This is a genomic window from Streptomyces sp. CB02056 (genome assembly GCF_001905545.1).
Taxonomy (GTDB): domain Bacteria; phylum Actinomycetota; class Actinomycetes; order Streptomycetales; family Streptomycetaceae; genus Kitasatospora.
This window is the reverse complement of the sequence record NZ_LIPD01000008.1, coordinates 293,832-317,516: the sequence shown is the minus strand read 5'-3', so window position 1 is coordinate 317,516 and position 23,685 is coordinate 293,832. Positions and strand designations below refer to the sequence as shown.

The 23,685-nt window shown below is 74.2% G+C and carries 20 protein-coding genes and 1 tRNA gene; 14 read left to right on the top strand and 7 right to left on the bottom strand.

All coding sequences use genetic code 11. The features are described 5' to 3' along the window. Nucleotides 1-11 precede the first annotated feature (11 nt). On the top strand, nt 12-875 hold the full coding sequence (gene htpX / locus AMK13_RS23735) for a zinc metalloprotease HtpX (RefSeq protein WP_074003990.1): 864 nt from the start codon (nt 12-14) through the stop codon (nt 873-875). Nucleotides 876-887: 12 nt separating this feature from the next. Here the strand turns inward: htpX and AMK13_RS23730 are convergent, their stop codons facing one another. After that, nucleotides 888-2,342 (bottom strand): aminotransferase-like domain-containing protein, encoded by a 1,455-nt coding sequence (locus tag AMK13_RS23730; protein ID WP_074003989.1) that lies wholly within the window; start codon nt 2,340-2,342, stop codon nt 888-890. On the opposite strand from AMK13_RS23730, the gene AMK13_RS23725 reads away from it, so the two are divergent. From AMK13_RS23725 to AMK13_RS23715, 3 genes are all read left to right on the top strand, one after another. Continuing rightward, the gene (locus AMK13_RS23725) at nt 2,341-3,249 is read left to right on the top strand and encodes a DMT family transporter (protein ID WP_074003988.1); all 909 of its coding nucleotides are present in this window, start codon (nt 2,341-2,343) and stop codon (nt 3,247-3,249) included. The two genes, AMK13_RS23730 and AMK13_RS23725, sit on opposite strands and share 2 nt — an antisense overlap. A 175-nt stretch (nt 3,250-3,424) precedes the next feature. Beyond that, nucleotides 3,425-3,850, top strand: coding sequence for a BlaI/MecI/CopY family transcriptional regulator (locus tag AMK13_RS23720; protein ID WP_049656591.1), 426 nt, complete (start codon nt 3,425-3,427; stop codon nt 3,848-3,850). Between the two features lie 3 nt (nt 3,851-3,853). Continuing rightward, nucleotides 3,854-4,819 carry a M48 family metalloprotease gene (locus tag AMK13_RS23715; protein ID WP_074003987.1) on the top strand — a complete coding sequence of 322 codons (966 nt, stop codon included), beginning with the start codon at nt 3,854-3,856 and terminating at the stop codon, nt 4,817-4,819. Between the two features lie 34 nt (nt 4,820-4,853). Here the strand turns inward: AMK13_RS23715 and AMK13_RS23710 are convergent, their stop codons facing one another. After that, nucleotides 4,854-5,549, bottom strand: a complete 696-nt coding sequence (locus tag AMK13_RS23710) for an NAD(P)H-dependent oxidoreductase (protein WP_049661113.1) — start codon at nt 5,547-5,549, stop codon at nt 4,854-4,856. Nucleotides 5,550-5,638: 89 nt separating this feature from the next. On the opposite strand from AMK13_RS23710, the gene AMK13_RS23705 reads away from it, so the two are divergent. Continuing rightward, nucleotides 5,639-6,556, top strand: a complete 918-nt coding sequence (locus AMK13_RS23705; RefSeq protein ID WP_074004051.1) for a sigma-70 family RNA polymerase sigma factor — start codon at nt 5,639-5,641, stop codon at nt 6,554-6,556. Nucleotides 6,557-6,597: 41 nt separating this feature from the next. Here AMK13_RS23705 and AMK13_RS23700 read toward each other — a convergent pair whose 3' ends face one another. After that, nucleotides 6,598-7,602 (bottom strand): NADP-dependent oxidoreductase, encoded by a 1,005-nt coding sequence (locus tag AMK13_RS23700; RefSeq protein ID WP_074003986.1) that lies wholly within the window; start codon nt 7,600-7,602, stop codon nt 6,598-6,600. A gap of 149 nt (nt 7,603-7,751) precedes the next feature. On the opposite strand from AMK13_RS23700, the gene AMK13_RS23695 reads away from it, so the two are divergent. Beyond that, on the top strand, nt 7,752-8,777 hold the full coding sequence (locus AMK13_RS23695; protein WP_079272382.1) for a LysR family transcriptional regulator: 1,026 nt from the start codon (nt 7,752-7,754) through the stop codon (nt 8,775-8,777). Here AMK13_RS23695 and mug read toward each other — a convergent pair. The 3 genes from mug to AMK13_RS23680 all read right to left on the bottom strand — a co-directional run bounded on the left by mug (nt 8,717) and on the right by AMK13_RS23680 (nt 11,671). Then, nucleotides 8,717-9,259 carry a G/U mismatch-specific DNA glycosylase gene (gene mug / locus AMK13_RS23690; RefSeq protein WP_074003985.1) on the bottom strand — a complete coding sequence of 181 codons (543 nt, stop codon included), beginning with the start codon at nt 9,257-9,259 and terminating at the stop codon, nt 8,717-8,719. The genes AMK13_RS23695 and mug overlap by 61 nt on opposite strands. Nucleotides 9,260-9,273: 14 nt before the next feature. Continuing rightward, the gene (locus AMK13_RS23685; protein WP_074003984.1) at nt 9,274-10,422 is read right to left on the bottom strand and encodes a phosphatase PAP2 family protein; all 1,149 of its coding nucleotides are present in this window, start codon (nt 10,420-10,422) and stop codon (nt 9,274-9,276) included. Between the two features lie 169 nt (nt 10,423-10,591). Next, nucleotides 10,592-11,671, bottom strand: coding sequence for an aminopeptidase P family protein (locus AMK13_RS23680; protein WP_074004050.1), 1,080 nt, complete (start codon nt 11,669-11,671; stop codon nt 10,592-10,594). 681 nt (nt 11,672-12,352) lie between these two features. Between AMK13_RS23680 and AMK13_RS23675 the strand changes: the two genes are divergently transcribed. Continuing rightward, a complete protein-coding gene (locus AMK13_RS23675; protein ID WP_074004049.1) occupies nt 12,353-12,847 on the top strand; it encodes a hypothetical protein in 495 nt (164 codons plus the stop codon). A 125-nt stretch (nt 12,848-12,972) separates the two neighbouring features. On the opposite strand, the gene AMK13_RS23670 is transcribed toward AMK13_RS23675, so the two are convergent. Further along, nucleotides 12,973-13,461: a YajQ family cyclic di-GMP-binding protein gene (locus AMK13_RS23670; protein ID WP_049652087.1), complete on the bottom strand. Its 489-nt coding sequence runs from the start codon at nt 13,459-13,461 to the stop codon at nt 12,973-12,975. A gap of 220 nt (nt 13,462-13,681) precedes the next feature. Here AMK13_RS23670 and AMK13_RS23665 point away from each other — a divergent pair. The 7 genes from AMK13_RS23665 to AMK13_RS23635 all read left to right on the top strand — a co-directional run bounded on the left by AMK13_RS23665 (nt 13,682) and on the right by AMK13_RS23635 (nt 23,662). Next, nucleotides 13,682-13,762 (top strand) — tRNA-Tyr (locus tag AMK13_RS23665). A gap of 406 nt (nt 13,763-14,168) precedes the next feature. Next, nucleotides 14,169-16,001 (top strand): APC family permease, encoded by a 1,833-nt coding sequence (locus tag AMK13_RS23660; RefSeq protein WP_074003983.1) that lies wholly within the window; start codon nt 14,169-14,171, stop codon nt 15,999-16,001. Between the two features lie 422 nt (nt 16,002-16,423). Then, nucleotides 16,424-16,513 (top strand): K(+)-transporting ATPase subunit F, encoded by a 90-nt coding sequence (gene kdpF, locus AMK13_RS41160; protein ID WP_045693083.1) that lies wholly within the window; start codon nt 16,424-16,426, stop codon nt 16,511-16,513. A 1-nt stretch (nt 16,514) separates the two neighbouring features. Continuing rightward, nucleotides 16,515-18,179, top strand: coding sequence for a potassium-transporting ATPase subunit KdpA (gene kdpA / locus AMK13_RS23650; RefSeq protein WP_074003982.1), 1,665 nt, complete (start codon nt 16,515-16,517; stop codon nt 18,177-18,179). Next, complete coding sequence (gene kdpB / locus AMK13_RS23645; protein ID WP_074003981.1) at nt 18,179-20,293, top strand: potassium-transporting ATPase subunit KdpB; 2,115 nt, start codon at nt 18,179-18,181, stop codon at nt 20,291-20,293. The genes kdpA and kdpB overlap by 1 nt, the downstream gene beginning before the upstream one ends. 20 nt (nt 20,294-20,313) lie before the next feature. After that, nucleotides 20,314-20,949: a potassium-transporting ATPase subunit KdpC gene (gene kdpC / locus AMK13_RS23640; RefSeq protein ID WP_049652083.1), complete on the top strand. Its 636-nt coding sequence runs from the start codon at nt 20,314-20,316 to the stop codon at nt 20,947-20,949. A gap of 121 nt (nt 20,950-21,070) precedes the next feature. After that, nucleotides 21,071-23,662, top strand: a complete 2,592-nt coding sequence (locus AMK13_RS23635; RefSeq protein WP_074003980.1) for a sensor histidine kinase — start codon at nt 21,071-21,073, stop codon at nt 23,660-23,662. Nucleotides 23,663-23,685 lie beyond the last annotated feature (23 nt).

Below are 23,685 nucleotides of genomic sequence, written 5' to 3'. Positions count from 1 at the left end.
GAGGGCCTGACGTGCACAGCCGGCACAACGGACTGAGGACCGCCGTCCTGCTCGGAGGCCTCTCCGCGCTGATCCTGGTGATCGGCGGCCTCTTCGGCCGCACCGGCTTCGTGATCGCCCTGCTGGTCGCCCTCGGGACCAACGCCTACGCCTACTGGAACAGCGACAAGCTCGCGCTGCGGGCCATGCGGGCCCGGCCGGTCAGCGAGTTCGAGGCACCCGGGCTGTACCGGATCGTCCGCGAGCTCTCCACCTCCGCCCGCCAGCCGATGCCCCGCCTCTACATCTCCCCGACCCCGGCCCCGAACGCCTTCGCCACCGGCCGCAACCCGCGCAACGCGGCGGTCTGCTGCACCGAGGGCATCCTGGGGATCCTGGACGAACGCGAGCTGCGGGGCGTGCTCGGGCACGAGCTGAGCCACGTCTACAACCGGGACATCCTGATCTCCTCGGTGGCCGGGGCGCTCGCCTCGGTGGTGATGTTCCTGGTGAACTTCGCCTGGCTGGTGCCGTTCGGGCGCAGCGACGACGACGACGGCCCGGGGCTGTTCGGGATGCTCGCCATCATGATCCTCGGCCCGCTCGCGGCCGGGCTGATCCAGATGGCGGTCAGCCGTTCCCGCGAGTACCAGGCGGACGCCGACGGCGCCCGGATCACCGGGGACCCGCTCGCCCTCGCCAGCGCCCTGCGCAAGCTCGACGCGGGCACCCGTCAGCTGCCCCTGCCGCCCGAGCCGCAGCTCCAGACCGCGAGCCACATGATGATCGCCAGCCCGTTCCGGCCCGGCGAGGCCGGTGCGCGGCTCTTCTCCACCCACCCGCCGATGGCCGAGCGGATCGCCCGCCTGGAGCGGATGGCGGGCGGGCAGGTCTAGGGCCCCAGGGCGTCAGTCCGCGAGCTCCTCGTACGCGAGCCGCAGCCGGTGGACGCCCTCGGCGACCTGGGCGGAGCTCTCGGCGGCGGCGTAGCTGAGCCGGAGGTGGGGGGCCGGGGGCTCGGCGGGGTGGTACGGGCGGCCGGGGGAGAGCTGGACGCCGGCGCGCAGGGCGGCCCTGGCGAGGGTGGTGTCGTCGACGCCGTCGGGGAAGCGCAGCCACAGGTGGTAGCCGCCGGGGCGGTGGGTGCCGACGACGCCGGGCAGCTCGCGGTGCAGGGCGGCGACGGCGGCGGTGCGGCGGTCGCGCAGTTCGGCGCCGAGGGTGCGCAGGTGGCGGGCCCAGGCGGGGTCGGAGACCAGCTCCAGGGTGGCCTCCTGGAGCGGCCGAGGCACGAAGAAGCTGTCCACCACCTGGGTGGCCCGCAGCCGGGCCAGCGCCGGGCCGCGCGCGGTGAGGGCGCCGACCCGCAGGTTGGGGGAGGCCGCCTTGGTCAGCGAGCGCAGGTGCACCACGACCCCGTCCCGGTCGTCGGCGGCGAGCGGGCGCGGCAGCGCGGGGGCGTCCGCGTGGACCAGCAGCCGGGCGAAGTCGTCCTCGACCACGAAGGCCCCGGCCGCCCGGGAGATCCGCAGCACCTCCTCCCGCCGTACGGGCGACAGCACCGCGCCGGTGGGGTTCTGGAACAGCGGCTGGCAGAGGAAGACCCGCGCCCGGGTGGCCGCGAAGGCCTCCGCCAGCAGGTCGGTGCGCACGCCGTCGGCGTCGACCGGCACCGGGACGGGCCGCAGCCCGGCCGCCCGGACGACCGCCAGGATGCCCGAGTACGTCGGAGACTCCACCAGCACCGGCGAGCCGGGCGCGGCGAGCGCCCGCATGGCGACGGTCAGCCCGCTCTGCCCGCCGGCGGTGATCAGGACGTCCCCGGCGCCGATCGGCCCGCCGTGGCCGCCGATGTCGCGGGCGAACCAGCCGCGCAGTTCGGTCAGCCCGTCGGTGGGCGGGCGGTCCCAGGCGCCCGGCCGCCGGCCGGCCCGGGCGAGGACGGCGGCGAGCAGCCGTTCGGGCAGCAGCGAGGCGTGCGGGTAGCCGCTGTTGAGGTCGATGACGTCGGGCGCGGGCACCCGGAGGGTGTCGAACACCGGGGCGGCGAGCAGGTCGCGCGGGCCGGAGTCGGCGCTGAGCGCGATCTCCTGCCAGGAGAGGTCGCCGGTCCGGCCGGCCGGCGGGGCGGGGACGGCCGGGGCAGCGGCGAAGGCGGCCGCCCGGAACACCCCGGCGCCCGGCCGGGAGACCACGAGCCCCTCGGCGACGAGCACCGCGATGGCCCGGGAGACCGTCACCGGGCTGACCTGGTGGCGTTCCACCAGCGCCCGGCTGGCGGGCAGTTTCCGCCCCTCCGGGTAGCGCTCCACTTCCCGCCGCAGGATGTCGGCGAGTTCGATCACGCTGCTACGCTCGTTCATGACGGCACAAGATAGCGCTATCCGCCCCAAGGCGATAGCACCTCGACCGGCCCCCGCTTCCGGCACCGCCCTCGCGGCCCTCGGGGTGGCCTCCTTCTCGCTCACCTTCCCCGCCACCGCGTGGGCCCTGACCGGCTTCGGCCCGTGGACCGCGACCGGTCTGCGCGGCGTCCTGGCCGCCGTGCTGGCCGCGCTCTACCTGCTGGCCGTCCGCGCCCGGCCGCCGCGGCGGGGGCAGTGGCCCGGGCTGCTGGTGGTCTCGGCCGGCTGCGTCCTCGGCTTCCCGCTGCTCACCACGCTCGCCCTGCGCACCTCCTCGACCGCCCACTCGGCGGTGGTCATCGGCGTGCTGCCGCTGGCCACGGCGGTGGTCTCGGCGCTGCGCACCGGCCGCCGGCCGTCCGGGGCGTTCTGGGCGGCGGCGCTCGCCGGGGCCGCGGCGGTGCTCGCCTTCACCCTGGTCCAGAGCCATGGCCGGCCGACCGCCGCCGACCTCTACCTCTTCGTGGCGGTGCTGCTCTGCGCCGCCGGGTACGCCGAGGGCGGGCGGCTCTCCCGGGACCTGCCGGGCGGGCAGGTGATCGCCTGGGCGGTGCTGGTCGCGCTGCCCGCGACGCTGCTGACCGCCGTGCTCGGGCTGGGCGCCGAGCCGGTCCGGCTCGGGGCGAAGGCACTGGCCGGGCTGGCGTACACGGCGGCGGTCTCGCAGCTCGGCGGGCTCGTGCTCTGGTACCGGGGGATGGCCGCGATCGGGGTGCCGAGGGCCAGCCAGCTCCAGCTCGCGCAGCCGCTGCTGACGCTGGTCTGGTCGGTGCTGCTGCTCGGCGAGCACCTGCCGGCCGCGGCGCCGGTCACCGCGGTGGTGGTGCTGGTCTGCATCGCGGTGACCCAGCGGGCCCGGAGCTGACCGGGCGGACGGGACCGGCCTCGGAGCTGACCAGGCGGGCGGCACCGGCCCCGGGGCGGAGCGGCGCCGTACGCCCCCGAACCCTCGCTCCGACCGGATCGGCGCGGCCCCGCGCTCGTTAGGATGAACCCGCGCCCGCCGGTCCGGGCGCGGCATCCGGAGGGAGTGGGCCGTCATGGCAGACCAGAGGCACGCCCCGACGGCCGGGGACGCGCCGCCCCGACGACGAGGCCAGGGCGAGCTGGAGGCGCAGGTGCTCGCGGTGCTCCAGCAGGCGCCCGGCCCGGCCGCCGCGGGGTGGGTCCAGGAACGCCTGGAGGGCGACCTGGCGTACACCACCGTGATGACCATCCTGTCCCGGCTGCACGCCAAGAACGCCGTGACCCGGACCCGCGCCGGCCGTTCCTACCTGTGGCAGGCCTCCGCGGACGCCGCCGGGCTGGCCGCGCTGCGGATGCGCCGGATGCTCGACGGGGAGGCCGACCGGGACGCGGTCCTGGCCAGCTTCGTCAGCGCGCTGCTGCCGCACGACGAGGAACTGCTGCGGGCGCTGCTGGACGCCGCGTCCGCCGATCCGGCGGCGCCCGACCGTGAGAGCTGAGCCGTGGGCTTCTTCGTCTTCCTCCCGCTCGTCCTGCCGCTCACCGCGGTCCCGATCGCGCGCCTGACCGAGCAGCACCTGCATCCGCGCGGCGCGGCCCGGCTGATGACCGTGATCAGCGCGGTGATGGCGGTGTGCAGCGTGCTCTGCCTCGGACTGATCGGCGTGGTCGGCACCGCGCAGATCCCCGGCAACCCGCTGCCGGACAGCTGGTCCGACCCGGAGGTGCGGGCCGCGCTGCCGTACCACGAGACGGTCGGCACGGCCGCGATGTGGCTGCTGGCCCTGGTGGTCCTGGCCTGCGCCCGGACGGTCGTCCGGCACCTGCGGGTGCGGAACCGGGCCCGCCGGGCGCTGAGCGGGCTGCCCGCGGAGCCGGGGGAGTCCGGCGACCTCGCGGTGCTGCCGGACCACAGCCCGTACGCCTACGCGCTGCCCGGCTCGCCCGGCCGGGTGGTGGTCTCCACCGGGATGCTGGCCGGCCTGGCCGCCGACGAGCGCGAGGCGCTGCTCGCGCACGAGCGGGCGCACCTGCGCCACCGGCACCACCGGTACCTGCTGACCACCCAGCTCGCCGCCTGCGTCAACCCGTTCCTGCGGCCGCTGCAGCACGCGGTGGCGTTCAGCGCGGAGCGGTGGGCGGACGAGGAGTCGGCGCAGGCCGTGGGGGACCGCCGGATCACCGCGCGGGCGGTGGCCCGGGCGGCGCTGGTCTCGCACGCCGCCCCGGCCCCCGGCTTCGCGGCCTTCGCGACGCCGACCGCGGCGGCGGCCTCGGCCGGCCCGGTGCCGCGCCGGGTCGCCGCGCTGCTCGGCCCGGTGCCGACCTCCCGCAACTGGCCGCCGGCCAAGACCCCGGCGGGCCTGGCGGCGATGGTCGCGGCGATCGGCACGGCGGTGTCGGCGCTGTGCGCGCTCAACGCCGCCGTGGCCCTGCTGGTGGTGCTCAAGGCCGTCACCCCGCTGTAGCGGCCGCCGCCCGGCCAGGCCCTGTCAGGGCGGCTCAGAGCGTCGCGGCCAGCTCGTCGAGGGCGGCCTCGGCCGCCGCCAGCGACTCGGCGGCGAGCGGCTGGAGGGCGTTCAGCGCCGGGACGTCCGCGGCCCTGGTGAGCTCGGCGGTGACCACGTGCAGGTGCTCCGGCGCGACCCCGATCCGGTCGAAGTACGCCCGCAGGTACGGGACCTGGAAGTCGCAGTGGGCGCGCGGAGTGCCCGGTGCGTAGCCGCCGCCGCGGACGGCGACGACCACCACGCGGGTGTCGCGCAGCAGCGGCTCGCCGGTCTCCGGGTCGTGGTGGACGCCGGGGAAGGTGACCCGGTCGATCCACGCCTTGAGGCCGGCCGAGACGGTGTAGTTGTACATCGGGCTGCCGACCAGCAGGGTGCCGGCGGCCCGCAGTTCCTCGATCAGCGGGCGGCTGAGCGTCCACTCGTGCGCCTCGTCCGGTCCTTCGGCGAGGCGGCCGATGTCGTCCAGCGGGAGTATCCCCTTGCGCTCGGTGCGGCGGCCGAGGGCGTCGTAGGCGGCGCGCACCGGGGGCACCGGGTCGGCGGCGAGGTCGCGGTACCGGTACCGGTCCCGGCCGGCGGTGCCGTGCCGGGCGTGCCAGGCGTCGGCGAAGCGGGCGGTCAGGGCGCGGCTGACCGAGCCGGACGGGCTGATGCTGGAGTCCAGGTGGAGCAGCGTGGTGGAGGTCATGGTGGTCTCCCGGTCACCTCGGAGGAGGACGGATCGTCATAGCGGTGACGGGCCGCGCCGAGGAAAGGTGACCGATGGACCGGGACGCGATGTCGGGAGCGGCGGCCGGGGCGGCGGCGGCCCCGGGGCGGCGGGCCGAGGCGCCGGAGGAGCGCTTCGAGGCCGAGCGCGGCCGGCTGCGGGCGATCGCCCAGCGGATGCTCGGCTCGACCGGCGAGGCCGAGGACGCCGTGCAGGAGGCCTGGCTGCGGCTGGTCCGCACCGGTCCGGCGGAGATCGACAACCTGCCCGGCTGGCTGACCACGGTGGTCTCCCGGATCTGCCTGGACCTGCTGCGGGCCCGTGCCGCGCGCCGCGAGGAGCCGGCCGACGAGGCGCTGCCGGAGGCGGCGGGTGGCGGCCCGGAGCCGGAGCGGGAGGCGCTGCTGGTCGAGTCGGTGGGCCGGGCGCTGCTCGTGGTGCTGGACCGGCTGGGCCCGGCCGAGCGGGTCGCCTTCGTGCTGCACGACGGCTTCGCGGTGCCCTTCGACCAGATCGCGCCGATCGTCGGGCGGACCCCGGTGGCCGCGAAGAAGCTGGCCAGCCGGGCCCGGCAGCGGGTCCGGGGGACGGCCGCGCTGCCCCCGGAGCCGCTGGCCGGGCACCGGCGGGTGGTGGAGGCCTTCCTGGCCGCCGCCCGGGGCGGGGACCTGGCCGACCTGCTGGCCGTCCTGGCGCCGGACGTGGTGCGCCGGGCCGATCCGGCGGCGCTGCCACCGGGCCGCGCCCTGGTGGCCCGGGGCGCGCAGGCCGTCGCCCGGGAGACCACGGTCTTCGGCCGCCGGGCCCGGTACGGCGCGGTGGCCTTGGTGGACGGGGTGCCCGGGATCCTGATCGCCCCGGACGGGCGGCTGCGGCTGGTGCTGCGGATGGCGGTCGCGGACGGCCGGGTGGCCGGCTACGAGGTGGTGGCCGATCCGGCCCGGCTCGCCGCGCTCGACCTGGCCGTGCTGCCGCTGCCCGGGTGACTGCCGCCGGGGTCGGCTGAGTGCGGCGGGGCACGCGGTGGTCAGTCGGCGATCCGGACCAGCATCTTGCCGGTGTTCTCGCCGCGCAGCATGCCGAGGAAGGCGTCCACCACCCGGTCGAAGCCGTCCACGACCGTCTCGTCCGGGACGACGGCGCCCGAGCGCAGGTGCGGGACGAGGAAGTCGTACAGCTCCGGCCGGGCGTCGAGGTGGTCGCGGACCAGGAAGCCCTCCAGCCGCAGGCTCTTCCCGACCACGTCGAACAGGTTGCGCGGGGCGGCCGGCGGGTTCCCGAGCCGGTTGTACTGGGCGACCGCGCCGCACCAGGCGATCCGGCCGCGCTCGCGCAGGGCGCCGATGGCGGCCTCCAGGTGGTCGCCGCCGACGTTGTCCAGGTAGACGTGCAGCCCCTCGGGGGCGGCCTCGCGCAGCCGGTCCGCGATCGGGCCGTCGTGGTAGTCGAAGGCGGCGTCGAAGCCGAGCCGCTCGGTGAGGCGGGCGGCCTTGGCGGCGGAGCCGGTGCTGCCGACGATCCGTCCGGCGCCGAGCAGGCGGGCGAGCTGTCCGGCGGCGGTGCCGACGCCGCCCGCGGCCGCCGAGACGAAGAGCGTCTCGCCGGGCTGGAGCCGGGCGATCCTGGTCAGCGCGACCCAGGCGGACAGGCCGGTGCCGCCGAGCACCGACAGGTGGGCGCTGAGCGGGACGCCGGCGAGGTCGGGGAGCAGGCTCGCCCGTTCGGCGGTGACCACCGAGAGGGTGCGCCAGGCCTGGCGGTGCTGGACCAGCGCCCCGACCGGCAGGGCGTCGGCCCGGGACTCCACCACCCGGCCGAGGGTGCGCCCCTCCAGCGGGGCGTGCAGCGCCCAGCCGCCCTCCTCCATCTCCTCGCGCATGTACGGGTCGACGGACTGGTAGAGGTTCTCGACGAGGGCCTCGCCCGCCGCGAGGGCCGGGACGGTCTCGTCGACGAAGGCGAAGTCCGCGGCGGTCGGCGCGCCTTCGGGGCGGGCGACCAGGTGGACGGCGCGGGCGGTGGGACGGGACATCGGGGCTGCTCCAGGTGCGCGGGGGGCTCGGCGGGACGTGATCACCGTAGGAAGCGCGGGAGCGGCCGGGCAGGGGCGGCGGTCGATGGAACGGGCCGGTCCATGAGCGGGATCGATGGATCGCGGGCCCGCGGATTAGATTCGGGCGCATGACCGATCTCGCCCCGCACGAGCTGCGGACCCTGGTCGCCGTCGAGGAGGAGCGGAGCTTCACGGCGGCCGCCGCACGCCTGGGCACCACCCAGTCCGCCGTCTCGCACGCCGTCCGCGCCTGCGAGCGGAAGCTCGGCACGGTGCTCTTCGACCGTGGGCGCCACGGCGCACGCCCCACCGAGGGCGGCGCGCGGGCGGTGGCGTACGCCCGCCGGATCCTGCGGCTGCTGGACGCGATGGGCCCCGAGGTGCGCGGCGCGGGAGCGGACGGGCCGCTGACCGGCACCCTGCGGATCGCCGCCTTCCGCAGCGCCGCCGCCCACCTGCTGCCACCCGTCCTGGCCCGGCTCGCCGAGCGCCACCCCGGGCTCGGCACCCGCGTCCGGATCGTCCGGGAGCTCGGCCGGGGCAGCGCCGGGGAGGTCGCCGACGGGCGCGCCGACCTCGGGCTGGCGACGCTCGACGCGGGCGGCCCGCCGCCCGTCCCGGGCCTGGTCGCGGTGCGGCTGTACGAGGAGTCGTACGCGCTCGCGCACCCGCAGGGCCACCCGGCGCCGCGCGAACTCCCGCTGGTCGACTGGGACGAGAACTGCGGCTCGTACACCCGGGACTGGTGGCAGCGGCAGGACTGGATCCCGCCCGCGACCGTGGACGTGGAGGACGACACGGTGGCCGTCTCGCTGGTCGCCCAGGGCCTCGGCATGGCGATCATGCCCCGGACCGCCCTGCTCGGCGCCCCGGCCGGCCTCGCCGTCACCGACCTCGGGCCGCGGCCGCCCAGCCGCTCCGTCGGGTACGTCACCACGCCCGAGCTGGCCGGGACGGCCGCCGTCCGGGCGCTGATCCGGGAACTGCGCGAACTGCCGCTGCCCGCCGGGCTGGTGGCGGCCCGGCCCTCGGCGGCGGCGCGTCCTTCGGCACCGGCCGGGGCTCCGGAAGAGGCCCCGGCCCCGGCGGCCGCTCAGCCCCCGACGGCCTCCCGGAGCCTGCGGAACTCCTCGGCCAGCCCGTCCAGGGTGTAGTGGGCGTTGAGGCCGCTGGGGTTCGGCAGCACCCACACCTCGGTGCCGCCGATGCCCTCCGGCTGCCGCCCGAGCGGGGCCCGGCGCTGCCCGAAGGCCGTCCGGTAGGCGCCGATGCCGAGCACGGCCAGCGCGCGCGGGCGCAGCCGCAGCACCCGCTCGCGCAGCGCGGCGCCGCCCTCGCGCAGCTCCTCGGTGGTCAGTTCGTCCGCCTTGGCGGTGGCGCGCGGGGCGACGTTGGTGATGCCCAGCCCGAGCGCGAGCAACTCCCGCTGCTCGTCCGGGCGGTACTGGCGCCCGGTGAAGCCGGAGCGGTGCAGGGCGGGCCAGAAGCGGTTGCCCGGGCGGGCGAAGTGGTGGCCGGTGGCGCCGGACCACAGGCCCGGGTTGATGCCGCAGAACAGCACCCGCAGCCCGGGCCCGGAGACGTCCGGGATGGTGCTGTCCTTGGCGGCCAGCAGCTGCTCGGCGGTGGGCTTCATCGGTGCGCTCGGATTCACCCGGCCAAGTCTGCCGTGCCCTTGGCGGGGGCCTCCGTCCGGGCCGTGCCCTCGGCCGGGGCCTCGGTCGCGTCCTCGGCCGTCGCCTCCGTACGGACCGGGGCCTGGGCCTGGGTCGTGCCTTCGGCCGTCGCCTCGGTACGGACCGGGGCCGGGGCCGCGAGCGGGGCCGAGGCCCTGGCCGCCCGGCGGTCGCGCAGCCGGCGCAGGCCGAACACCACCGCGGCCGCGTACGCCCAGCCGACGAAGACGTCGATGATGAAGTGCTCCGCGCCGTACACCAGGGTGAAGGTCATCGCGAGCGGGTAGGCGACCAGCACCGCCCGCAGCCAGCGCTTGGCGGTGGGCCAGAAGAAGAACAGCAGCATCGCCGGGTAGGCGGAGTGCAGCGAGGGCATCGCGGCGACGTCGTTGGCGAACTGGCTGCCGTTCTCCAGCAGCGAGTCGGCCTGCGGCAGCCCGCTCACCGAGATGACCTCCCAGACCACCCGGGACAGGTGCGGCAGGTTGCCCTCCTGGGCGACCAGCCACGGCGGGTCGGCCGGGTAGAGGAGGTAGGTGGCGAAGCCCGCGAAGGTGAGCGTCAGGTAGGCGGCGAGCAGTTGGCGGAAGCGCTGGTGGGCGCGCCGCCAGAGCACCGCGAGCAGCAGGAAGACGACGAAGAAGTGCGAGAGGTAGACGGCCACCGCGGCGTAGTCGTACCAGTGCGGCGAGCCGGCGGTGTAGAGGGCGTGCTGGAGCCGGACGGTCCAGGTCTCGCCGAAGCCGAGCACCTCGTCGAAGCGCAGCTGCGGCAGCCAGTGCGGGGCCCACGGGGTGTGCGCGCCGTAGCCGCGCAGCAGCGAGTACGTCCACACCACGGCCATCACCGGGACCCAGTCGCGCAGGACCAGGAGGAAGCCGCGGGGGCCGTGCCCGCTGTGCACGGCGCCGGTCAGCAGGGCGGCGATCAGCCAGAGGAACAGCACGTCGTTGGCCGCGGGGATGCCCTCGGTGCGCAGGAACCAGAGGAGGCACGTCAGGTAGAGCGGCCAGGCCAGCCATCGGAGTCTCGACCAGCCCGTCACGCGGGGGCGGGGCGGAGGCACCGGGCGCGGCTGCCCGGCCCGCACGTCGTGCGGGGCCGGGGAGAGGGTCTTGGTCATGCGCACTGAAACTAGCAACCCAAACTTGGAGGTCTCTGGGTGAAATATGACCGGATCGTAAGAACGTCCGACCCGGTCGTCACCCGGTTCGACACACGGTCAGGCACCGGAAGGCGCCCTCGGGCACCTGCGGACACCGTCGGGCGCCTTCCGGCACCGTCCGGCGCCCTCAGGCCACGATGCCCAGCTCGTGCGGGGTGTTGTTGAAGCGGCGGCCGCCGGCCGGGGTGACGGTGACGATGTCCTCGATCCGCACCCCGAACCGGCCGGGCAGGTAGATCCCGGGCTCGATGGAGAAGCACATGCCGGGCACCAGCGGCCGCTCCTCGCCCTCGACCAGGTACGGAGGTTCGTGCGTGGTGGTGCCGATGCCGTGGCCGGTGCGGTGGATGAAGTACTCGCCGTACCCGCCCTCGGTGATCACCCGGCGGGCGATCCGGTCGATCTCCTGGCAGCCGACACCGGGCCGGACCGCCTCGAAGGCGGTCTGCTGGGCCAGCCGGACCAGCTCGTGCACCGTCCGCACCTCGTCCGGGACGTCCGGGCCGACGTGCACGGTCCGGGTGGTGTCGGAGCCGTAGCCGTCCTTGAGGCCGCCGAAGTCCAGCACCACCGTGTCACCCGTACGGATGACCCGCTCACCGGCCTCGTGGTGCGGGTCGGCGCCGTTCGGGCCGGAGCCGACCACGGTGAAGTCGACCTGGCTGTGCCCGTACTGGATGAGCAGCGCGCCGAGGTCGGCGGCCACGTCGGTCTCCCGGCGGCCGGCGAAGGGGACCTCCAGGATGCCCCGGTAGGCGGCGTCCGCCGCGCCGCCGGCCGAGGCCAGCCGCTCCAGCTCCTCGGTGTCCTTGACGGCACGCAGCATCGGCAGGCTGTCGGTGAGCGAGGTGAAGGAGACGCCGGGCAGCGCGGCCTGGAAGCCGAGCAGGTGCAGGGCCCAGGTGTTGTCGGAGACGCCGTACCGGCCGGCCGGGTCGAGCAGCGGGCCCGCGGTGGCGAACGGGTCCTCGCCGTCGGACCAGTCGAGCAGCCGGACGGCCGGGGCGCCGACCGCCTTCTCGGCGTCCGGACGCTCCAACTTGGGCACCACCAGGGTGGGTTCGCGTCCGGCCGCGAGCACGAGGGCGGTCAGCCGCTCGGTGATCGCGGTGGGCGAGTAGCCGCACAGGTAGGACAGGTCGGGGCCGGGGGCGACGACCAGGCCGGCCAGTCCGGCGGCGGTCGCCTCGGCGGTGGCACGGGTCATCCGGTCGGTGTGGTCCTGCACGGTGAAGGGGCGGGGCACGGCGGTTCCTCCTCTGGGGCCGGACGGGCTCTGCTGAGCCTCCGTCGCGTCAACTCCATCACTTCCGGGAGGAGTTGGTGAAGCCCTCGGGGGAGCCCCGGCGGGCCGGCGCGGTGCCGGCGGGTCCGGCGCTCCCCGGCGGCCCCCGCCGGGGGCTGGTCCTGTTGGTCCTGCTGGTCCTGTCGGTGCGATCGGCGGGGTCGGTGCGATCGCTCCTGCCGACAGCCGGAGCACCAGCGCCGGGACGAGGCCGAGCAGGGTGCGGGCCGGCCCGCGGAGCGCCAGGGCCGGTGCGGCGGCGGCCGTCCGGTTCGGCGGGGGTCTGTCCGGCGCATGCATGCGGTCCTCCTCCGTACGGCCCCGGCCGGGAGCGCCCGACCGTGCGGGAGCCGGGGGAGGGGTCGGGAAGAGAGGCCGTACCCGGCCAGTCCACCGGGGCGCCGCGGCCGCCGCATGCCGCGAGCACCCGAGCGGGTGACCGGCGGCAGGACCGGAGGAGCCGCGGCCGACGGCGCGATCCGGGCCCCGCGGACCGGCCGCGGACAGCTCCAAAGGCCCCGCAGCCTGCTCTACGGTCTCCGACCGGGCACGGAATCATAAATTCCGGGCCGACTGTCGGTGCGGTGGGACACCATGGCCGCCATGTCCTATGAACTCCAGGCGCTGATAGGAACACGGGAGCTGCTGACGGTGGCGGCCGCGGAGGTTCCGGCGGCCCGGGTGGTGCCCTTGGCACAGGGGCTGGCGATGATCCCGGTCACCTCCGCCGTCCTCGCCGCGCTCCAGGGGGACGGCAGCGTGCGCAAGCCCCGCGGCGGGGCCGGGTTCGGCTGGCACTCGGACGGCTTCGAACTCCGGCTGGCCGCCTGGTCGAAGGCCGGCCCGATCGCCTGCGTCGAGGCCGAGTACTTCGGCGGCAGCGGCACCCAGCGCGCCGCCGTCTGGGCGGACGGCGCGGTCACCCTCGGCCCGCTCACCATCGGCGAGTTCGAGCCCGCCCCGGCCGACGGCACCCCGATCTCCCACGTCCTGCGACGGATCGGCGCGCGCACCGAGGAGGGCCGGGCGGACGAGTTCGAGTCGGTCGGCCTGGGCCGGCACCGCAGCACCGCCGGCTGGGCGGAGTCGGCCGGCTGACCCGACCCCGCGCCCCACCGCCCGTCGGCCCCGCCGCCCGCCCCGGCCCGCCGACGCGAACGGCCCCGCCCCCGAAGCGGGGAGCAGGGCCGCGCCGTCGTCCGTCGAACCGGCCGACCGGAGGGTCAGCGGTAGTTCACGTACTGGATCGCGAAGTCCAGGTCCTTGCCCTTGAGCAGGGCCTGCACGGCCTGGAGGTCGTCGCGGCTCTTCGAGCTGACGCGCAGCTCGTCGCCCTGGACCTGCGCCTTGACGCCCTTCGGGCCCTCGTCACGGATGATCTTCGCGACCTTCTTCGCGTCCTCCGTGGTGATGCCCTCCTTGACGTTGGCGAAGATCTTGTACTCCTTGCCGGACAGCTGGGGCTCGTTGGCGTCCAGGGCCTTCAGCGACAGGCCGCGCTTCACGAACTTGGTCTGGAGGATGTCGAGTACGGCGCGCACGCGCTCCTCGCCGTTCGCCTTCATCTCGATCTTCTCGCCCGAGCGGCTGATCTCGGCGCCCACGTTCTTGAAGTCGAAGCGCGTCGCGATCTCGCGGGAGGTCTGGTTGATCGCGTTGTCGACCTCCTGCCACTCGACCTTCGAGACGATGTCGAAACTGGAGTCGGCCATGGGTATTGGTCTCCTTGATGCTCTGGTCTTCACTGGCACGGGCCCGCCCCTCGGGGGCGCCCGCGACCCCAGCCTATCCAGCGCCACACCGGCCCCGCCCGTAGCGGGCGCCCGCGGTTTCTTGATCGTCGCGTGATCTATCGAGTGGCGGAGCACCCCCCGGCATCGGGTATGGTTTACCAAGTCGAACGGGGTGAACACCCCGGGAAACGAAGATCCTGGCTGGTTGCCCGAGCGGCCAAAGGGAGCAGACTGTAAATCTGTCGCGCAAGCTACGCAGGTTCGAACCCTGCACCAGCCACAGGATAGAGAAACAGCCCCCGATCTGCGGAAACGCGGATCGGGGGCTGTTTCGTTTTGCCGGGGCGGCCTTGCCAGGGGCGGGGGAGCGGGGAGTCGGGAGGGCGGGCGCCGGGCCGACTTATTGCACATTGCTTGCAATTACGGGTGCCAGGCAGCAGAGTGGGGCCCGGGGGTGGGAGTCCTTCGACAGAGCTGATCGTCTTCCCAGCCGGCGACCGCCGGGACAAACGGCTCGCCCCACCCCCGCCAACAGCCACCCGACGGAGGCCGACGCGGCGTGACGGCCGCGTCAAGGGCGCGTCAAGGCCGCTCGTGGCGGCGTCAGGAACGCGTAGGGGCCCGGCGGGCGACGGGCGCGCGGACCGCAGGATCGGACCAACTACCGACTGCGGAGGTCCCGTCCGATGTCCAGCGCCATCACCACCCCGGCCGTCACGGCCGACTCCGAGCCGCCTGGCACCGGCGCGGGAGACGAGCGGCACCGGCTCAGCGCGCTCGGCGGGCTGGCCGCGCTCTCGCTGGACGCCATGGCCTCGGTCGCGTACGGGCCGGAGTCGATCGTGCTGGTGCTGGCCGCCGCCGGGGCGTACGGGCTGGGCTTCACGCTGCCGGTCACCGCGGCGATCGCCCTGCTGCTGGCGGTGCTGGTGGCCTCCTACCGGCAGGTGATCGCGGCGTTCCCGGACGGCGGCGGCGCCTACGCGGTGGCCAAGGCGCACCTCGGCCGCCGGACCGCGCTGACCGCGGCCGCCTCGCTGGTCGTCGACTACGTGCTGAACGTCGCGGTCTCGGTCACCGCCGGCGTCGCCGCGCTCACCTCGGCCGTCCCGGGCCTGTACGACGACCGGGTCTGGCTCTGCCTGGGGGTGCTCGCGCTGGTCACCGCGGTGAACCTGCGGGGGATCGCCGAGTCGGCGCGCTGGTTCATGGCGCCGACGGCCGTCTTCGTGCTCTCCATCCTGGCGATCGTCGTGGTCGGCCTGTTCCGGGACGCCCCGGCCAGCACCGCGGCCGCCGCCGGCCACGCCTCGACGCTCGCCGAGAACGCCACCACCGTCGGCGCGCTGCTGCTGCTCAAGGCCTTCGCGGCCGGCTGTTCGGCGCTGACCGGGGTGGAGGCGGTGGCCAACGCCGTCCCCTCCTTCCGCACCCCGCGGGTCAAGCGCGCCCAGCACACCGAGGTCGCGCTCGGCGCCCTGCTCGGCGTGATGCTGATCGGACTGGCCGTGCTGATCGGCCGCTTCCACCTCCAGCCGGTCGAGGGCGTCACCGTGCTCGCCCAGCTCGCCGACGCCTCGCTCGGCCACGGCTTCGGCTTCTACGTCGTCCAGTTCGCCACCGTGGTGCTGCTCGGGCTGGCCGCCAACACCTCCTTCGGCGGGCTGCCGGTGCTGCTCGACCTGCTCGCCCGGGACAACCACCTCCCGCACCTGTTCGCGCTGCGCGCCGACCGCCAGGTGTACCGGTACGGCGTGCTGTTCCTGGCCGCGGTCTCGGCGGCGCTGCTGGCCGGCTCCGGCGGGGACGTCAACAGCCTGGTGCCGCTGTTCTCGATCGGCGTGTTCGTCGGCTTCACCATCTGCCAGGTCGGCATGGTCCGGCACTGGCTGCTGCACCGGCCGTCCGGCTGGCGGTGGAAGGCCGCGCTGAACGGCTTCGGGGCGCTGCTCACCGGCGTCGCGGCGCTGGTCGTCACCGGCACCAAGTTCACCGAGGGCGCCTGGGGCATCGTGGTGGCCCTGCCGCTGCTGGTGGTGCTGTTCGAGGCGGTCCACCGCAGTTACGGGCGGATCGGCGAGCGGCTGGAGCTGGGCCGGGTGCCCGGCCCGGTGACCAGGCAGCGCAGCCTGGTCGTCGTCCCGGTGACCGCGATCACCCGGCTGACCAGGGACGGCCTGTCGGCGGCGCTCTCGCTCGGCGACGAGGTGATGGCGGTGACCGTGGTGCACGAGCCGGCCGCCGCCGAGGCGCTGCGCCGGGACTGGGAGCTGTGGCGGCCCGGCGTGCCGTTGGTGGAGATCCCGGACGTCCACCGCCGGCTGGGCCGGCCGATCGCCGACTTCGTCAACGAGCTGGGGGCGGAGCACGCCTACGACCGGCTCACCGTGCTGATCCCCGAGGTGGAGCCGGCCCGCTGGTGGCAGCGGGCGCTCCAGAACCGGCGCGGCGCCGTGATCGACCGCGCCCTGCGGCGGCACACCGACGCGGTGGTCTGCCGGCTGCGCATGCGGATGTGATCAGGGGACGGGTACGGAACGGCCCCGGACGGCAGCCCGCCGCCCGGGGCCGTTCCGTACCCGGACGTGCCCCCAGCGGCCCGCCGCCGAACGAGCCCCCGGCCCGCCGCCGAACGCGCCCCCGGCCCGCCGCCGTGTCTCGGCCCGATCACGACGGTCTCGGTCCGGTGAAGCGCCCGTCAAGGCCGCGTCAACGTCGCGCTGTCACCCGTATGGAGGGCGTCAGGGCCCCATAACGCGCCGCTGACGGCTGGTTTGCTGCATCTGCCGGTCGTCCGCCGGCGCCGCGCGAGCCCCTTCGGCCCAGGTCGCGGCATCTCCCGAACCACTCTGGTGGAGCCCATGTCCGATCTCATCTACGTCGGTGTCACGGTCGCCGTGTTCGCCGTCATCGCCCTGATCGCGCGGGGGGTGGAGAAGCTGTGAGCGCCGAGAACATCGCTGGTCTGGTCGTGGCCGTCGCGCTCGTCGGCTATCTCGTCGTGGCGCTGATCTTCCCGGAGAAGTTCTGACATGGGATCCACTCTCGCGGGCTGGCTCCAGGTCATCGCCCTCGTCGGCGCGCTGGCCCTGTGCTACCGCCCCCTCGGCGACTACATCGCCAAGCTCCTCACCTCCGCCAAGCACCTCAGAGTCGAGCGCGGCATCTACAAGCTGATCGGCGTCGACGGCGACGCGGACCAGCGCTGGCCGTCGTACCTCCGCTCGGTGCTGGCCTTCTCGGCCGTCTCCGTCCTCTTCCTCTACGGCCTGATCCGCCTCCAGGGCTACCTGCTGCTGAACCTGGGTGTTCCGCAGATGGAGGGCCACCAGGCCTGGAACACCGCGATCTCGTTCGTCGCCAACACCAACTGGCAGTCCTACGGCGGCGAGTCCGCGATGGGCCACCTGGTGCAGATGGCGGGCCTGGCGGTGCAGAACTTCGTCTCCGCGGCCGTCGGCATCGCCGTCGTCGCCGCGCTGATCCGGGGCTTCACCCGCAACCGGACGGACCGGATCGGCAACTTCTGGGTGGACCTCACCCGGATCAACCTGCGCCTGCTGCTGCCGATCTCGATCGTCTTCGCCCTGGTGCTGGCCGCCAACGGCGTGATCCAGAACTTCCACGGCTTCCACGAGGTGACCTCGCTGGCCGGCGAGGTCCAGAAGATCCCGGGCGGCCCGGTGGCCTCCCAGGAGGTCATCAAGCTGCTCGGCACCAACGGCGGCGGCTTCTTCAACGCCAACTCGGCGCACCCGTTCGAGAACCCGACCGGGTTCACCAACCTGGTCGAGATCTTCCTGATCCTGCTGATCCCGTTCGCGCTGCCGCGGACCTTCGGCCGGATGGTGGGGGACAACCGCCAGGGCTACGCGATCGTCGCCGTGATGGGCCTGTTCTGGGCCGCCTCGGTGGCCCTGCTGACCCTCGCCGAGTCGCAGCACCACGGCGCCGCCCTGCAGGCCGCGGGCGCCGCGATGGAGGGCAAGGAGCAGCGCTTCGGCATCGCCGCGAGCTCGCTGTTCGCCGCCTCGACGACGCTGACCTCGACCGGCGCGGTGAACTCCTTCCACGACTCGTACACGCCGTTCGGCGGCGGGCTGACGGTCTTCAACATGATGCTGGGCGAGATCGCGCCCGGCGGTGTGGGTTCCGGCCTGTACGGGATGCTCGTGCTGGCGGTCATCGCGGTGTTCGTCGCGGGCCTGATGGTCGGCCGCACCCCCGAGTACCTGGGCAAGAAGCTCGGCGGCCGGGAGATGAAGTTCGCCTCGCTGTACATCCTCACCACGCCGACGATCGTGCTGGTCGGCACGGGTGTGGCGATGGCCCTGCCGGGTGAGCGCGCCGGGATGCTCAACTCGGGCGCCCACGGCTTCTCCGAGGTGCTGTACGCCTTCACCTCGGCGGCCAACAACAACGGCTCGGCCTTCGGCGGCATCACCGTCAACACCGACTGGTACGACACCGCGCTCGGCCTGGCGATGATCTTCGGCCGGCTGCTGCCGATCGTCTTCGTCCTGGCGCTGTCCGGCTCGCTCGCCCAGCAGCAGCCGGTCCCGGCCACCCCGGGCACCCTGCCCACCCACAAGCCGCTGTTCGTGGGCCTGCTGTCGGGCGTGATCCTGATCGTCGTCGGCCTCACCTACTTCCCGGCCCTGGCTCTCGGGCCGATCGCGGAAGGTCTGTCCTCCTGATGTCCACCCCTACGCTCAACCCCGCACCGGCCGACAAGGCGGAGCCCGCCGCGCCGCACAGAGTGTCGAGCGGCCTGCTCGACCCGAAGCTGATCCTCGCGTCCCTGCCGGACGCGGTGAAGAAGCTCGACCCCCGGGTGATGGTCAAGAACCCGGTGATGTTCGTGGTCGAGGTCGGCTCGGTGGTCACCACCATCGCCGCGATCGCCGACCCGTCCGTGTTCGCCTGGGCCATCACCGTCTGGCTCTGGCTGACCACGATCTTCGCCAACCTGGCCGAGGCCGTCGCCGAGGGCCGCGGCAAGGCGCAGGCCGACACCCTGCGCAAGACCAAGAGCGACACCATGGCCCGCCGGCTCACCGACTGGCCGGCCACCGGCGCCGAGGAGGAGGTGCCCGGCACCGCGCTCCGGCTCGGCGACCACGTGGTGGTCGAGGCCGGGCAGGTCATCCCCGGTGACGGCGACGTGGTCGAGGGTGTCGCGAGCGTCGACGAGTCGGCGATCACCGGCGAGTCCGCGCCCGTCATCCGGGAGTCCGGCGGCGACCGCAGCGCCGTCACCGGCGGCACCAAGGTGCTGTCCGACCGGATCGTGGTGAAGATCGCCTCGGAGCCCGGCAAGTCGTTCATCGACCGGATGATCGCCCTGGTCGAGGGCGCCGCCCGGCAGAAGACGCCGAACGAGATCGCGCTCAACATCCTGCTGGCCTCGCTGACCATCGTCTTCTTGGTCGCGGTCGTCACGCTCCAGCCGATGGCCACCTACGCGGGCGCCCCGCAGTCGATGATCGTCCTGGTCGCCCTGATCGTGGCGCTCATCCCGACCACCATCGGCGCGCTGCTCTCCGCGATCGGCATCGCCGGCATGGACCGGCTGGTGCAGCGCAACGTGCTGGCGATGTCCGGCCGCGCCGTCGAGGCCGCCGGCGACGTCAACACCCTGCTGCTCGACAAGACCGGCACCATCACCCTGGGCAACCGCCAGGCCGCCGAGTTCCTGCCCGCCCCGGGTGTGTCCACCGAGGACCTGGCCAGCGCCGCGCAGCTCTCCTCGCTCGCGGACGAGACCCCGGAGGGCCGCTCGATCGTGGTCCTCGCCAAGACCGAGTACGGTCTGCGGGCCCGCGCCCAGGGCGAGCTGACCCACGCCACCTGGGTCCCGTTCACCGCCCAGACCCGGATGTCGGGCGTCGACCTGGACGAGGCCGACGGCGTCCACCAGGTCCGCAAGGGCGCCGCCGGGGCCGTCTCCAACTGGGTGACCGGGAACGGCGGTTCGGTCGGCGACGAGGTCTCCACCCTGGTCGACGGGATCTCCGCCGCCGGCGGCACCCCGCTGGTCGTGGCCGCGAAGACGGGCAGCGCGCCCGCCCGCGTCCTGGGGGTCATCCACCTCAAGGACGTGGTCAAGGAGGGCATGCGGGAGCGCTTCGACGAGCTCCGCCGGATGGGCATCAAGACCATCATGATCACGGGCGACAACCCGCTGACCGCCAAGGCGATCGCGGAGGAGGCCGGCGTGGACGACTTCCTCGCCGAGGCCACGCCCGAGGACAAGATGGCCCTGATCAAGAAGGAGCAGGAGGGCGGCAAGCTGGTCGCGATGACCGGCGACGGCACCAACGACGCCCCCGCGCTCGCCCAGGCCGACGTCGGCGTCGCGATGAACACCGGGACCATGGCGGCCAAGGAGGCCGGCAACATGGTCGACCTGGACTCCAACCCGACCAAGCTGATCGAGATCGTGGAGATCGGCAAGCAGCTGCTGATCACCCGCGGCGCGCTGACCACCTTCTCGATCGCCAACGACGTGGCCAAGTACTTCGCGATCATCCCCGCGATGTTCGCCGGGGTCTACCCGGGCCTGAGCCACCTCAACATCATGGGCCTGCACAGCCCGCAGTCCGCGATCACCTCGGCGATCATCTTCAACGCCCTGGTCATCATCGGCCTGATCCCGCTCGCCCTGCGCGGCGTGCGCTACCGCCCGTCCGACGCCAGCTCGCTGCTGCGCCGCAACATCGGCGTCTACGGCTTCGGCGGCCTGGTGGTGCCGTTCGTCGGCATCAAGCTGATCGACCTGATCGTCCAGTTCATCCCCGGCCTCAGCTGAAGCGGGAAGGAGAGAAAACCATGTCCAAGCCCCTGCCGACGATCCTCCGCACCCACTTCACGGCCCTGCGAGCGCTCCTGGTGCTCACCGTGATCCTCGGGGTCGTCTACCCGCTCCTGATCACCGGCGTCTCCCAGGTCGCCTTCTCCGACAAGGCGAACGGCTCGCCGGTGACGTCCGGCGGCAGGGAGGTCGGCTCCAGCCTGATCGGCCAGAGCTTCAACCTCCCGAAGACCAACCCGGACGACCCGAAGGAGGAGGCCCAGCCGGACCCGAAGTGGTTCCAGCCCCGCCCCTCCGCCGCCGGGACCGGCTACGACGCGTCCTCCTCCAGCGCCAGCAACCTCGGCCCGAACAGCGAGGACCTGTTGAAGGCCGTCAACGACCGCCGCGCCGCCGTCGCCGCGTTCGACGGCGTCGACCCGGCGAGCGTCCCGGCCGACGCGCTGACCGCCTCCGGCTCCGGCCTCGACCCGCACATCTCCGTCGCGTACGCCAAGGAGCAGGTCGAGCGGGTCGCCAAGCACCGCGACCTGCCGGTGGAGACGGTGGGCAAACTGGTCGAGAAGTACACCGAGAGCCGCTCGCTCGGCTTCCTCGGCAACGAGGGCGTCAACGTCGTGCTGCTCAACAAGGCGCTCAGCGAGCAGAAGTGACACCACCTCGTACAGACGGGTGACCGGGCCGGCCCGGGCACGGGGGCACGCCTCCCGCGCCCGGGCCGGCCGACCCGCGTCCGCAGACGTGCACCACCTCCCGATGGAAAGAGCAGTGCCCATGGCCCGCGACCTCACCCCCGGCACCGGCATCCGCGGCGGCCGGCTGAGGGTGTACCTCGGCTCCGCGCCGGGGGTCGGCAAGACGTACCGGATGCTGGACGAGGCCCGGCGCAGACAGGAGCGCGGGGCCGACGTCGTGGTCGGGTACATCGAGTGCCACGGCAGACCGCACACCGAGGCCATGCTGGCGGGCCTGGAGGTCGTGCCCCGCGTCCACCGCGACTACCGGGACGCCGGGTTCGACGAGATGGACCTCGACGGCGTGCTCGCCCGCCGCCCGTCCGTCGTGCTGGTGGACGAGCTGGCGCACACCAACATCCCCGGCGGCCGGCACGCCAAGCGCTGGCAGGACGTCGAGGAACTGCTCGCCGCCGGGATCGACGTCGTCACCACCGTCAACATCCAGCACCTGGAATCGCTGAACGACGTCGTCCGGAAGATCACCGGCATCCCGCAGCGGGAGACCGTCCCGGACGAGGTGGTCCGCCGGGCCGACCAGATCGAACTCGTCGACATGGCCCCGCAGGCGCTGCGCCGCCGGATGGCCCACGGCAACGTCTACAAGGCGGAGAAGGTGGACGCCGCGCTCTCGAACTACTTCCGGGTCGGCAACCTCACCGCCCTGCGCGAACTCGCCCTGCTCTGGGTGGCCGGGCGGGTGGACGAGGGACTGCGCGACTACCGGGCCAGCCACAACATCGACCGGGTCTGGGAGACCCGCGAGCGGGTCGTGGTCGCCCTCACCGGCGGCCCCGAGGGCGAGACCCTGATCCGCCGCGCCGCCCGGATCGCCGACCGCACGGCCGGCGGCGAACTGCTGGCCGTCCACGTCTCCCGCAGCGACGGCCTGGCCGGCGCCTCCTCCGGCGCCCTCGCCCAGCAGCGGCAGCTGGTGGAGACCCTCGGCGGCAGCTACCACGTGGTGGTCGGCGACGACGTCCCGACCGCGCTGCTCACCTTCGCCCGCGCCCACCACGCCACCCAGCTGGTGCTCGGCACCAGCCGCCGCGGCCGGATCAACCGCTTCCTCACCGGCCCCGGCACCGGGCAGACCACCGTGGACGACTCCGAGGACATCGACGTCCACATGGTCACCCACGAGTTCACCGGCCGCGGCCGGCTGCCCTCGCTCGGCCGCCGCCACTCCCGGCGCCGCACCATCGCCGGCTACCTGGCCGGCCTGGCGGTGCCCTGGCTGCTCACCGTCCTGCTCTCGCAGGCGGACCACAGCATCAACCTGACCACCGACGCGCTGATCTTCCAGCTCGGCGTGGTCATCGTCGCCCTGCTCGGCGGCGCGGTGTCGGCCCTGCTGGCCTCGGTCGTCGCCTCGGTGCTGCTCAACTACTACTTCATCCCGCCGGTCCACAGCCTGACCATCGGCGAGACCAACAACATCGTCGCCCTGGTGGTCTTCGCCGCCATCGCGCTCACCGTCTCCACCGTGGTCGACCACGCTGGCCGGCTCACCAGCCGGGCCGCCCGCGCCACCGCCGAGGCCGAGACCCTCTCCACCCTGGCCGGCAGCGTGCTGCGCGGCGCCGACGCGCTGCCCGCCCTGCTGGAGAAGTCCCGGACGGCCTTCGGCATGCGGGCCGTCGCCCTGCTCTCCCGGGGCGACGGCGAGGTGCTCGCGCACAGCGAGGGGGACCACCAGGGCGACGGCGAGGGGCCGCACGAGACCGCCGAGGTCCCGGTCGGCGCGGACGCCCTCCTGGTGCTCACCGGCCGCCGGCTGCCCGCCGCCGACCAGCGGGTGCTGACCGCCTTCGCCGCCCACGTCGCCGCCGCGCTGGAGCGCGACCGGCTGGCCGTGGTCGCCGCCGAGGTCGAGCCGATCAAGGCCGCCGACCGGATGCGCACCGCCCTGCTCGCCGCCGTCAGCCACGACCTGCGCACCCCGCTGGCCGCCGCCCGCGCCTCGGTCGGCTCGCTGCGCAGCCCCGACGTCGAGTTCTCGCCCGAGGACCAGGCCGAACTCCTCGCCACCGCCGACGAGTCGCTGGTCAAGCTCACCCGGCTGGTCGACAACCTGCTCGACATGAGCCGCCTCCAGGCCGGCGCGCTCACCCTGCACCTCGCCGAGACCCACCTCGACGAGATCCTGCCCCGGGCGCTCGACAGCCTCCCCGACCCGTACGCGCCGGTCCAGCCGCTCGACCTGGACACCGCCCCGCCGGTGCTCGCCGACCCGCCGCTGCTGGAGCGGGTGCTCGCCAACGTGATCACCAACGCGCTGCGGTACAACGCCCCCGGCGCGCCCGTCCTGGTCACCGCCAGCCACCACGCCGACCAGGTGGAGATCCGGGTGATCGACCGCGGCCCCGGCATCGCCCCCGAGGACCGTGACCGGGTCTTCCTGCCCTTCCAGCGCCTCGGCGACACCGACAACACCACCGGCGTCGGCCTCGGCCTCGCCCTCTCCCGCGGCCTCGCCGAGGCGATGGGCGGCAGCCTGGAGGTCGAGGACACCCCGGGCGGCGGCACCACCATGCTGCTCACCCTGCCCGCCGCCACCACCGCGCCCAGCACCACCGAGCCCGGCACCACTGAGCCTGGAGCTTTCGGGGAGGAACCTCCACATGAGTGAACGAAGTGAACGAACCATCGAAA